Consider the following 12985-nt stretch of genomic DNA (forward strand, 5'->3'; position numbering starts at 1 on the left):
GCATCCTGGTGCATCTGGCTGACGGCTTATCGACTCAACCTGCCCTGGCAATCGAGCCTGACCACTTCCCCTGAGGCCCCCAGCAGAGAAGCCGGTACCCAGCGTACGGTCGCCATGTCGATGCGTGCCTGTCTACTGGTGCCCAGGATGAAGGGGGTATTGACCTTCGCGAAGTCCATGCCCTCTTCGAGGCAGCGCAGGGGCAGACTCAAGGTCACCCACTTCTGCGGGGGCAACTGGCGCAAGGCCGGAGCAATCTCGATGGACTTGCCGCAGGGCCAGCCACACTGCAGCCCCAGCGTCATGTCCCCCGCTGGTGCCTGCAGCACCCGCAGCGTCACCTGCAGCTCGCTTTCGCCCTTCAGGTAGGTGCGACGATCCGCCCCCTTGACCTGGGTGGTCTGCAACTGGATCGTTGCCCCGGAGTCGACACCCGGCTTGTCCGCCCCGAGGAAGGTGACCGCTCGCGCATCCTGCTGGCGCAGGTAGTCGATGGGCTGAACCTTGATGAAGGTCATCTCGGTCACGCTGTTGCCGGAGACTTCAGTCCCCGTCCAGTTGCTGGCATCCCCCATGCGCAGACGGTGTTCTTCACCCGCCTTTGGCCCAAACAGCTCGAGCACCTTGTCAGCGGCGCTCAGTTTAGCGGGGTCGCTCTCGTTGCAACCGAAGGTTCGTTTATCCAGGGTCAGGGTATTGAGGTTGCTGACCCGGGCCGCCACAGGGGAAGGCTTGCCGTAGCTGAGCCCGTAGCCATAGGGGAAGAGCGGTGCGTACTCACCCGCTGGATCCTGCTCGAAGGTTGGGCGCTGCCAGCCCGGGATATGGGTGGGCGTGCGATTGATGGTGGTGGCGCACTTGCTGAAGGGCCACGAGAAGGAGAGGCGTCCCTGGAAGTCATGGGCCACCTTGCCCTTGGCATCCTTGAACAGCAGATCGGTGATCCCCTCCCCCTCGGTGCCCGGCAACCAGGCGGCGACAAAGGCGGAAGAGAGATTGATCTCCTCATTGACGTAGAGCGGACGTCCGGAGAAAAGCACGGTCACCACGGGGATGCCGGCCGCCTTCAGTCGCTTGAGGGTCAAAAGATCCTCGTGATAGCTGCTCTTGAGATCCCCATAGGCAAGGGTCTTGTTGTCAGGAATGTCACCGAACCACTCGGCATAGGGATCCTCCCCCATGACCAGGATGGCGACATCGGGCTTGGCTCCCGCAAGCTCACCAGATCCCGTGCTCACCTGTACATGATCCGCACCGACGGTGGCGGTCACCGCATCCAGTACGCTCTGGGCACCGGGGAAATCACCGCGCCCGTTCTCGCTGCCTTGCCAGGTCAGGCTCCAGCCCCCCACCTGCTTGCCCAGATCGTTGGCGGCGCTCCCAGCCACCAGCACCCGGCTCTGCCGGCTCAGGGGCAGGATCCTGCCCTCGTTCTTGAGCAGCACCAGCGACTTGCGTACCGCCTCCCGGGCCAGCGCCTTGTGCGTCACTGCACCAAGTTCACTCTGTTTGCCCGCCAGCTCACGGGCCGACGGCATGGGTTTCTCCCACAGCCCGGCCCGCATCTTGACCCGCAGGATACGCGTCACGGCATCGTCGATCCGGCTTATCGGGATCTGCCGACTCGCCACGCCATCGAGCAGGCTCTGGCGAAACTCCATCCAGTCCTTGCGCGCCGTGACCATGAAGATGTCGACCCCGGCCAACACCGCAGGCAGGCAGCTCCCCATGGTGCAGCCGGCGATCTCGCTGTGACCGTTCCAATCAGAGACGACAAGACCATCAAAGCCCATCTTGCCCTTGAGCACGTCGGTCAGCAGATAGCGGCTGCCGTGCAGCTTGCCGTTGTACTCCACCCCGTCTTCTGGCAGCACGTCGCGGTTGAGCTCGTTGTGCCAGCTGTTGAACGAAGCCATGACCACCTGGGCACCGGCATCCAGCCCCGAGAAGTAGCCCACCGCGTGCAGGTTGCGCAGATCCTCTTCCGAATAGAAGTTCTGACCCCGGTCGACCCCGTTCAGGGTACCACCGTCCCCCACGAAGTGTTTCACGTTCGAGATGACATGGCGCTGGCCGCGTAGATCCGTCGCGGAACCTTGCAGGCCACGCACCATCTCGCCAGCATAGTGATAGACGATGGCGGGATCTTCGGAATAGCCCTCATAGGTCCGGCCCCAGCGATCATCTCTGGGCACCGCCACCGTCGGGGCGAAGGTCCAGTCCAGCCCGGTGGCGGCCACTTCCCGCGCCGTCACCTGGCCGATACGGTAGATGAGCCCCGGATCCCGCGCAGCACCAAGGCCGATGTTGTGCGGGAACAGGGTCGCCGCAAAGACGTTGTTGTGGCCGTGCACCGCATCGGTCGCCCACATGAATGGAATGCGATAGCCCCTGCCCTCAAAGCCCGCTTCCGCCGCTTGCCAGTAAGTGTCGGCCTGGCGTGCCCAGTCCGCTGCTGAGGCGTGTTTGTTGTTGCCTGGCCAACCGCCACCCCCGTTGAGGACGGAACCAATCTTGTAGCGAGTGACCTCCTCTGGGGTCACTTCACGAAAGTCGGGCTGGATCATCTGGCCGACCTTCTCCTCCAGGGTCATCCGGGAGAGCAGGGACTGGATCTGGCGCTCCATCCCCTCGTCCTTGGCAATGGCGCTATGGATCTGCGGCCAAGTGACAAAATAGGGCATGGTCGACAGCTCATCCGCCATCCCGGCACTCCAGATGCCGCACCCCACGAATAGGCAGGTCATAGACCTGGTGAGACCTGTAGTTTTACGCATTTTCCTTATGACTCTCCGGATATTCTCATTCATCGCCTGACGCATCGATCATGGGGGTCCGCCTTGAAAAACAGCCCAAATATGAAATCGATTGCAAGAATATTTAATGGTAAACAGAAATCTCCTCACCATTCCAGCAGTATCTTTACCCTGCCACGGTAAAAATCCCACCGAGAGAGTAAATAGTGATGTAGCTCACAAAGATCAGACTGTTTCTCGCCAGCAAAATATCCAGGAGGGGATGGAGCACACGGAAAAGCGCCATGATAGAAAAAGCAATAAAATTATAAACATATAGTGTATTTTTCATCTCATGCCACTGCATATTTTACCGAGAATGGCACCCATTTGGTTAAACTGGCGGGAAATAAAGAGAGGATGATAAGGATTCAATAGAATTCAAATCTCGTAGATCTACATATCAATAAACGAAAATTTGTAGCCCACATCACAGTTCATAAAGGCAAACTTGATTTGCCACAAACTTTACTATTACCTAATCCATGAAATCGATTTCCACTCAAGGGTTGTATGTAAGTCTTGACAGTGAAATGCGGGTAGCAGGATGACTCGGTCATTTTCAGCGCGAGTGCGAAAATCGACGCCATTATTTCCGTCTGTGATCAAAGGGGTAACAATGAAAATATCTCGGCTTAGTGCCCTGACGCTTGCCATGTCTTGCGTCATTGGCTTGCATGGCTGTTCCCTGCCCAGCGCAGGGGCATCAGGCTCCGGTGCCTCCTCGGCATCTGCCGGACCTGTGGGTGAATTGCTAACCAACGGGGGCTTCCAGGGAACCGATGGCTGGTGGACGGCTGGGGGCACCCTGAACGCCGAGAACCAGATGGGCTGTATCACCTTCACCGAGTCGGGATCCAATCCCTGGGATGTCATCCTGGGCCAGTCCAACCTCGGCCTGGTTCAGGGGCAAACCTACAAGCTCCATTTCACTGCCATGGCCAAGAGCGACATCAACGTCAAGGCCCTGATCCAGCATGATGGCGCCCCCTACACCAACCATATGGTGCAGGACCTCGCCCTCGGCAGCACACCCAAACCTTTCGACATCCAGTTCACGCCCTCCTCCACGGACGAGAAGACCCAGTTTCAACTCCAGATGGGCACCCAGACACCGACCACCGTCTGCATCGGTGAAGCAACGCTCTCGGGTCCATCCCTGGTCAAGAAATCTGATCTGGCCAGCGTGCGCGTCAACCAAGTCGGCTACCTGAGCAAGGCATTGAAACGTGCGACCATCGCCACCGACAGTAAGGACTCGCTCCCCTGGACCCTGCGCAATGCCCAGGGTGAGGCCATCGCCGAAGGCAAGACCACACCCTTTGGCCTGAATGCAGCATCCGGCGAGAACGTACAGATTGCCGACTTCAGTCAGGTCACCACCCCGGGCACCGGCCTGGTACTGGAGGTCGCCGGCCAGAAGAGTCATCCATTCAGCATCGGCGATGACATCTATCACACCATGAAATTCGATGCCCTCTCCTTCTTCTATCAGCAGCGTAGCGGCATCGACATCGAGGCCAAATATGTCCAGCGCCCCGATCTCGCTCGCCCGGCAGGACACAAGCCCGAGAAAGTGACCTGCTTCAACAAGCTGGACGCCAAGGGCAACCAGTGGCCTGGCTGTGACTTCACGCTGGATGTGACCGGCGGCTGGTACGACGCCGGCGATCAGGGCAAGTACGTGGTCAACGGGGGGATCTCGGTATGGACCTTGATGAACCTTTATGAACGGGAGCAGTTGGCGAAAGAGGGTGACAAGAGCGCCTTTGCCGACGGCAAGGCTAAAATCCCGGAACAGCACAACGGCCACAACGATCTGCTGGACGAATCCCGCTGGATGATGGAGTTCTTCCTCGCCATGCAGGTACCCGAAGGCAAGAATGCCTGGGTACCGGTAGGAGATCAGTCCAAGCAGCTCGACAGCCTGAAACTGACCGAGATCGATGCCTCAGGCATGGTCTTCCACAAGGTCGCCGATGAAGCCTGGACCGGGATGCCGCTCCCGCCCCACAAGGATCCACAACCCCGTTTCCTGAGCCACCCCAGCACGGCTGCGACCCTGAACCTGGCTGCCACCGCAGCCCAGTCTGCTCGCGTATGGAAAGATCTGGATCCGGCCTTCGCACAGCGCAGCCTACAGGCAGCCGAACGAGCCTGGAAGGCGGCAAAACGCCATCCGGACGTCTATGCCTATGACAACTTTGTGGGATCCGGTCCCTACGATGACACCAACCTGAAGGACGAATTCTACTGGGCTGCCGCCGAGCTATTTACCACCACCGGCAAATCCGAGTACAAGCAGGCCGTCCAGCAGTCCCCTCTCTATATGGCCGCCCCCAAGGGGGATCGCAGCGCAAGCGGTGATCTCTACTGGCAGGATCTCAGCAGCGCAGGGACCATCACGCTGGCCATGGTGCCTAACAAACTGGGCAAACAGGAAGTGGAGAAGGCGCGCGCTGCTATCATCGCCGCCGCCGACGGCTACCAGAAGAGCGTGGCGACAGAGGGTTACCTTATCCCCTATCAGGCCACCGAATACCCCTGGGGCTCCAACTCCAACCTGATGAATCGCAGCATCTTCCTCGGGCTGGCGCATGACTTCACGGGGGAGCGCAAATACCTGCAGGCCATGTCCGATGCCATGGACTATGTGCTGGGCCGCAACCCCCTCGACCAGTCCTATGTGTCGGGCTACGGCAGTCGTCCGCTGAAGAATCCGCACCACAGGTTCTGGGCACACCCAGCTGATCACGCGTCCCCCCTGGTTCCGCCAGGAGTAATGTCTGGGGGCCCCAACTCCATCAACTTCAGCGATCCCGTTGCATCCACTATGAAAGGGAAGTGCACCGGCCAGACCTGCTGGAAAGACGAGATAGGAGCCTGGACCCTGAACGAAGTTACCATCAACTCGAATGCTCCCTTCTTCTGGGCTGTCAGCGTGCTGGATGAAGGCGGATTAACCCGTTAAGTGCGCTCCCGATGCTCCGTCACCATGGCGGAGCATTTTCCCCTCCCGACCTTGTCCCTATGCAGATATCGGGCCTGTGTCTATCTTTTTCCCCATCTCCCATCAATGCAAACGCCACAGGGCGAATAGATAAGTGGCCCCGCAAACTCTTGCGTCCCTCCCTTATCCACAGCCTTTACGACAAAGTTATGCCTTCTGAGTGCTTCTCATCCACCTTTGGGCGCTGCTGATTTTCTACCGTAATACCGTGCCCTTAGGCCTCCTGACGCAATACGGCAGCCGCGCAGAGCAATCTCTCCTGCGATGCAATACAGTGCTACATACAGGTAGATGAGCCCGTGCCAGTACCTAGAGTCGATACTGTCATCATCCCTTCGGGCTTACGGCAAGGTTAGGTCAACGCCTCCATCGGCGCAGGGCTTTGCCCTAGGTCTGCGAGCTTCTGCAATGAAATCTTGCAACCATCTCACATCTGAAAGGTCTCCCTATCCCCGACATGGTCCAGAAAAGGCCCCTAGGCCATGACGAGACCTGCCATCAGGGCGGAGTAACCATCAGCAGAGAGCGGTAAAGCACAGGACATCATGGAGGCGGGTATCTGTTGGGGCTTTCAACATCAATGCACCGCGGGAAGAGTACGCTCTGCATCTTGTGGGGCCTGCCCAGCAGGTGTTGGGTTGGCATAAAGAACCAACAGATATGAAATCGATATTCCAAAAGAAAAACCCAACAACAACCAGATCAAAATAATCAACACAAAAACAAAAAACCTTATTTTCAAAGCACTTAACATCCTTATCACGCACAAACACAACCCGATGAGTGATCGGCATCACAATTGCAAAAGCTCAAATGTGAAATCGATTTCCCAAATTATTAGGTCGATCTATAGTGAGTTCAATTTAATAACTGAGGAATGATCATGAAAAAAATCATGCTGTGCTGCTCTGCCGGGATGTCCACCAGCCTGCTGGTGAAAAAAATGCTGGTAGAAGCCGAAAAACGGGGCCTGGCTGCCGAGATCAAGGCTTTTGGCGCATCAGAGTTCGATGATCAGATGCCGCTCTACCAGGTGGTCTTGCTAGGGCCACAGATCAAGTACATGCAACCTGAATTACAAGCCAAGGCAGCCGTTCATGGTGTCAAGGTACAACCCATCGACATGATGGATTACGGCATGCAGCGCGGTGACAAGGTGTTGGATTACGCCCTGTCCCTGATTGGTTAAGCGTGCTCACAAGGAAGGACACACACAATGAGTTCACTCTATGGGATGCTGGTCAAGTTGATCGAACAACGGATCGGCCCATTGGCAGGAAAACTGGGCCAGCAACGCTATGTTCTGGCCATCCGTGACGGCTTCATTGCCGCGCTGCCGTTCATGATCGTCGGCAGCTTTATGCTAGTCTTCATCTTCCCCCCCATCTCCAGCGAAACCACCTGGGGCTTTGCCAGAGCTTGGCTAGATTTTTCCAACACCTATCGTGCCGAACTCATGTTGCCCTTCAACATGAGCATGGGACTGATGACGGTCTTCATCTCGGTGGGCGTCGCATCCAGCCTGGCCAAGCAATACTCCCTGGACCCCATCACCACGGGCCTGCTCTCCCTGATGTCGTTCATGCTGGTGGCGGCGCAATATAAAGACGGCACCATCTCCACCCAGTATTTCTCCGGTCAGGGCATCTTTACCGCTCTCATTTGTGCCATCTATTCGACCGAGGTCTACGCCTGGCTCAAGCGCAACAACATCACCATCCGTCTGCCCGAGCAGGTCCCGATGGGGGTGGCGCGCTCCTTCGAGGTACTGATCCCGGTCCTGGCGATCATCCTGACCTTACACCCCTTCAACATGCTGCTGCAGGAAACCACAGGCATGATCCTGCCCGAGGCGATCATGGCCATGCTCAAACCGCTAGTGGCGGCTTCCGACAGCCTGCCTGCCGTCTTGCTGGCGGTGCTGTTGTGCCAGATCCTATGGTTTGCCGGCATCCACGGCACCATGATCGTCACCGGCATCATGAACCCCTTCTGGATGGCAAACCTGGCCAGCAACCAGGCCGCACTAGCCGCAGGTCAGGCCATTCCTCACACCTTCCTGCCCGGTTTCTGGGATCACTTCCTGTTCATCGGCGGCGTGGGATCCACCTTGCCACTGGCATTCCTGCTGATGCGCAGCCGTGCCGTGCACCTGCGCACCATAGGACGAATGGGCGTGGTCCCCGGGTTCTTTAACATCAACGAACCGATCCTGTTTGGTGCCCCCATCATCATGAACCCGGTCTTCTTCCTGCCCTTCATCCTGGTGCCGGTGATCAACGCCATCCTGGCCTGGTTTGCCGTGGATCTGGGTCTGGTTGAGAAGGTCGTGATGCTGACCGCATGGACCACGCCGGCCCCCATCGGCGCCTCCTGGGCGACCAACTGGGCCTTCAGTCCGGTCATCATGTGCTTCATCTGCATGGGGATCTCCGCCCTGATGTATTACCCCTTCGTGCGGGCTTACGAACGCACCCTGCTCAAGCAGGAAGCCGAGACGGCTGAAGCGGAAGAAGCCGCCAGATCAGAAAAAGCAGACACAATCACACCGATTCAGAGTCAGGCGTAAGCACCCGGCGTGCGGGCGCCACGCCGCCTGCACGCCGGTCATCAAGAGGAAACTGCAATGCAATATACATTCCCCGAAGGCTTCTGGTGGGGTAGCGCCTCGTCGGCCGCACAATCGGAAGGGGCTGCCAACGTGGGCGGCAAGGCACCGACCATCTGGGATCACTGGTTCGAGACGGAGCCACATCGTTTCCACGGTCAGGTAGGCCCAGCCAACACCTCCACCTTCTACGATCGTTATCGTGAAGACATCGCATTGATGGAACAGATTGGCCACAACAGCTTCCGCACATCCATCTCCTGGGCCCGGTTGCTGCCGGATGGCCACACCGTCAACCAGGAGGCCGTCGACTTCTACAACAAGGTTATCGATGAGCTGCTGGCCAAGGGGATCAAACCCTTCATCGGCCTGTTCCACTTCGACATGCCGATGTACTGGCAGGAGCAGGGGGGCTGGGAGAGCCGCGAAACCGTGGCGGCTTATGCCGAGTACGCAGAGCTCTGCTTCAAACTGTTCGGTGATCGCGTCGCCTGCTGGATGACCTTCAATGAACCAGTGGTGGTGGTGGAAGGTGGTTATCTGTATGACTTCCATTACCCGAACCAGATGGACTTCAGACGGGCAGCCCAGGTGGCTTATCACATGATGCTGGCCCACAGCCTGGCGGTGAAGCGTTATCGAACACTATCCCTGCCCGGCCAGATCGGCATTGTCCTGAACCTGACCCCCTCATATCCGCGCTCTTCAAACCCGGCGGACTTGAAGGCCTCGTTCATTGCTGACCTGTTCTTCAACCGCGCCTTCCTCGATCCTGCGGTGAAGGGAGTTTATCCCCAGGAGCTGATCGATATCCTGCGCGAACACGATCAGATGCCCGTGGTGCAAAGCGGCGACTGCGAACTGCTGGCCGCCGGCAAGATCGATCTGCTCGGCATCAACTATTACCAGCCGCGGCGAGTGAAGGCACGCATGACGGCCATCAACCCGGACTCCCCTTTCCTGCCTGACTGGTTCTTCGAGAATTACGAGATGCCAGGCCGCAAAATGAACCCTTATCGTGGCTGGGAAATATATGAGCGCGGTATTTATGACATATTGATCAACCTGCGCGACAACTATGGAAATATTCCAAGCTATATCTCCGAAAATGGCATGGGTGTCGAAGGGGAACACAGATTCATTGGTGAAGATGGTCAGGTAAAAGACGACTATCGTATCGACTTCATTCGTGGCCACCTCCAGTGGATTCATACCGCCATTGCTGAAGGAAGTAATTGCCGTGGTTATCACCTGTGGACCTTTATTGACAACTGGTCCTGGATGAATGCCTACAAGAACCGCTATGGATTCATCAGCCTTGATTTGGAAAGCCAGCAGCGCACCGTCAAGAAAAGTGGTGAATGGTTCGCCAACGTCTCTCGTAATAATGGATTTTAAGGAGTCATAAATGATGGATCTTGAAGAAGCAGTCATGGGCATCATCGTCAATGCCGGTCAATCTCGCAGTCTCTGTTTCGAAGCCCTGCGTCAGGCTCGTGCTGGCCAGTTCAGCGAAGCGGATGCCTTGCTGCTCCAGGCCACCGACGCAGGGAAGGCTGCCCATGCCGTACAAACCAAACTGATTGAAGCCGATGAGGGCGAAGGCAAGACCAAGATGACACTGGTCATGGTACATGCTCAGGATCACCTGATGACATCCATTCTGTGCCGCGAACTGGCCACCGAACTGGTCGAGATCTATCGCCGCCAAGCAAGCTGATTTTAACTCATCGGATCGGGAGTCCGTGCTTTTGCCACCGTTATATACGGTGGCTTTTTTTATTCTGGTTATACCAACCAGCCGTCATGTATTTCATACCTTTTCAGGCAATTTCAAAAATATGAAACTGTCATGACGCGATACCAGTATAAGTTTCAATATCTGTTTATGGCTATTCTTATGCTGCTTGTAGTCATCAATAAAACACTCATTAATAAACACACAGGAATGTGGATAATATGCGTAAACTTGGACTGATGTCAGTATTGCTGATGGCGGGAGGATTATATTCCACTCAGGCATCGGCATGGTGGTGGAGCAATCAGGATTGGCAGGTCTCTGATGGTTGGCGTAATGGAGGGGCAGAATTCGACTGCACCTGGCGCGCCGCCAACGTCTGGATGGAGTCCGGCATGGCCATCCTCCATGCGAAATCCGACAAAGGAAACAAGAGCTGCGCTGAGCTGCGAACCTACAACTACACCCGCAAGGGTCGTTATGAGGTGCAGATGCAGGCAGGATCGGTGCCCGGCACCATCAGCTCCTTCTTTACCTATACCGGAGATGCAGGCACCAGCTCTCACTATGAAGTCGACATCGAGCTGATGGGGGGCACCAACCTGCTCCATACCAACATCTGGATCCAGGGGCGTCAGTATCCTCAAGACATCGATTTAGGCAAGTACGGCATGTCAATCTGGAATATGGAGCGCTACGCCTTTAATATCGATGCAGCGGGTGTCACTTGGCAGGTGTTCAGCCGCACCCAGAACAAATGGGTGAGCGTACGTCGCGAGAGCCACCCCGTCACCAGCTGGATGCAGACGTTTGTGAATAACTGGATCAGCGCCAACCCGAGTTTCCCGCCCAGCTCCTACAACGGCCAGCCCGCCTACGCCAAATACAAGTACGCCAATGTGACTCCCTGGGAGTGATGGCTGACTGATATATACAAGGTGAAACTCTTCTACTTCAGGAATCACCCATTCATCAACACATCGCCTGAGACTAATGAACTGCAGAGCATGCTTTATAGACTAAGTGTCAGGAAGGGGTAAGGGATAATCTGTAAGCTTCTTTTACATCAAGTACAACGAAGAGAAGTACTGCTAGATGTCCAAAGTAGTTCAACGAGACAGTATGTCAGCCACCTTCGAATGGCATACTAAGTGGTATACTCAAAAACACCATATGAAAAAGCCCAACCTATTCAATAGGTTGGGCTTGGTATGTGGCGGAGAGACAGCCAGTGCAATCATCACTTGAGGAAGTTGAATTTTAAAGCATTTTGAATCAATACAAAGTCGCAATGTACCAATCACTGTACCTATATCCCTCCACCCAAATCATCGTATTCCCCCCGCAACAAACAAACCAAATGAACTAAAAAGCAACATCGTTATGAAAACAAAGTCTAAAAAACACCCAAAAACGTTATGAAAAACATAACAAAAAACGCCGAAATGTTATGAAAAACATAACAAAAACGTTATGAAAAACATAACCTTAGAAAAAAAATTTGATGTGGAGTTTTTAAATTAGTGATTCACTGCGCTCACTGTACGGACAGGGACAACACCGTACGCTGACCAACTGCTACGCAAGGAGCTCAGTATGAATCAAAACGCCACTCCTCAGACTTACCCCAAAGGTACCAAGCGCTCTTGCGCCTCTGCCCCAGCAACAATTAAGGCCAAACTGCGCTCATCAACTACCTGCTCCTACCACTTCCTTTCTCTTTACGAAGTGCTGGCTTTAATCCCTGTCAGCAAGACGACTTGGTATGACGGAATGAAGCAGGGTCTTTACCCGCAAAATTACAAGCTCGGGCGTCGCCGCGTCGCTTGGCGCAGCTGTGATATCGAGGACTTGATGCAGAAGTTGGTCGGGGGGATGTAACCATGACCACCGCCCTCTCCTTGGAAGACTCAATGACTGACATGGGCGTGAAGCCATCACGCGCATTGAACCCTACTCCTGGTCAGGTTCTCCGCTTTCATATTCAAGGGGACCGCCCTGGTACAAGCAATGGTTGGTTGATCACCGACGAGTTGGGTAATCACGCCGTCTTTGGCTCGTGGAAGTTGGGAATAAAGTGCGTATGGCGGCCAATCGGACCCGCAATACCAAGCTATATCCGTGCCCAACTCACTCAGCAAGCAAAAGCAGCTGAGGCACATCGGCTTGCCGAGACCCAAGCAAAGGCACTCAAGGAAGCCAAAGAGATCTGGGGGGCAGCCGAGCCCCCATACCAACACGCTTACCTTGCACGCAAACAAATCTCAGGGGTCGGTGCTCGTCAGTTTGGTAACCGGTTGATAGTACCGGTCTTCAATGCACGCTCCCAGTTGTTGAGCTTGCAAGACATCGATGAAAGCGGGAATAAGCGCTTCCATCGGGGGTTGTCACTCAAGGGCGGGTTCTTACTCCTTGGCCCTTCACCCAAGTCCGGCGCCCCCGTATTGCTTTGCGAAGGCTATTCAACCGGGGCCACGCTGTTTGAGAACCTCGGCCTGCCGGTCGCCATTGCATTTTCTGCCGGTAACCTGCTCGAGGTCGGCCATATCATTCGCACGCTTTATAGCAGCAGCAAGCTGTGGGTGTGTGCAGACAACGATCATGCCACTACAGGCAACCCCGGACTAACCAAAGCGCGTGCAGCAGCTTATCAACTGCACGGCCGCTTGATTGTGCCACCGACCATCCCCGGCATAACCGACTTCAATGACCTCTTCTGCCTTAACGGCAAAGCCGCACTGCTCGCGTGTGTTGAGGCCGCTCCTCCAGCCCATTAAATCCGGTGTCACGGCGTCACTGTGTCACAAACCCCAACGAGACCGGATCGTTCAACC

The 12985-nt window shown here is 55.8% G+C and carries 9 protein-coding genes; 8 read left to right on the forward strand and 1 reads right to left on the reverse strand.

From position 1 onward, the window contains the following. Positions 1-26 precede the first annotated feature (26 nt). Positions 27-2747, reverse strand: a complete 2721-nt coding sequence (locus tag ACTG2S_RS15175) for a glycoside hydrolase family 3 protein (protein WP_234832719.1) — start codon at positions 2745-2747, stop codon at positions 27-29. 667 nt (positions 2748-3414) lie between these two features. Between ACTG2S_RS15175 and ACTG2S_RS15180 the strand changes: the two genes are divergently transcribed. The 8 genes from ACTG2S_RS15180 (at position 3415) to ACTG2S_RS15215 (ending at position 12928) form a co-directional block, all read left to right on the forward strand. Further along, on the forward strand, positions 3415-5766 hold the full coding sequence (locus ACTG2S_RS15180) for a glycoside hydrolase family 9 protein (RefSeq protein WP_439982770.1): 2352 nt from the start codon (positions 3415-3417) through the stop codon (positions 5764-5766). 922 nt (positions 5767-6688) lie between these two features. After that, positions 6689-6994 carry a PTS sugar transporter subunit IIB gene (locus tag ACTG2S_RS15185; RefSeq protein WP_042658343.1) on the forward strand — a complete coding sequence of 102 codons (306 nt, stop codon included), beginning with the start codon at positions 6689-6691 and terminating at the stop codon, positions 6992-6994. Between the two features lie 27 nt (positions 6995-7021). After that, the gene (locus ACTG2S_RS15190) at positions 7022-8374 is read left to right on the forward strand and encodes a PTS sugar transporter subunit IIC (RefSeq protein ID WP_042658342.1); all 1353 of its coding nucleotides are present in this window, start codon (positions 7022-7024) and stop codon (positions 8372-8374) included. A 57-nt stretch (positions 8375-8431) separates the two neighbouring features. Next, positions 8432-9811: a glycoside hydrolase family 1 protein gene (locus ACTG2S_RS15195; protein ID WP_100654524.1), complete on the forward strand. Its 1380-nt coding sequence runs from the start codon at positions 8432-8434 to the stop codon at positions 9809-9811. Between the two features lie 10 nt (positions 9812-9821). Continuing rightward, complete coding sequence (locus ACTG2S_RS15200) at positions 9822-10133, forward strand: PTS lactose/cellobiose transporter subunit IIA (RefSeq protein WP_010673336.1); 312 nt, start codon at positions 9822-9824, stop codon at positions 10131-10133. A 239-nt stretch (positions 10134-10372) separates the two neighbouring features. Then, positions 10373-11068: a family 16 glycosylhydrolase gene (locus ACTG2S_RS15205; protein WP_439982775.1), complete on the forward strand. Its 696-nt coding sequence runs from the start codon at positions 10373-10375 to the stop codon at positions 11066-11068. Between the two features lie 679 nt (positions 11069-11747). Beyond that, entirely contained in the window at positions 11748-12032 is a 285-nt protein-coding gene (locus tag ACTG2S_RS15210) for a helix-turn-helix transcriptional regulator (protein WP_136501564.1), read from the forward strand. Between the two features lie 2 nt (positions 12033-12034). Continuing rightward, complete coding sequence (locus tag ACTG2S_RS15215) at positions 12035-12928, forward strand: toprim domain-containing protein (protein ID WP_234879093.1); 894 nt, start codon at positions 12035-12037, stop codon at positions 12926-12928. Positions 12929-12985: the final 57 nt, after the last annotated feature.

This window comes from Aeromonas sp. 82P (assembly GCF_051919365.1).
In the GTDB taxonomy this organism is placed as follows: Bacteria; Pseudomonadota; Gammaproteobacteria; order Enterobacterales; family Aeromonadaceae; genus Aeromonas; species Aeromonas veronii.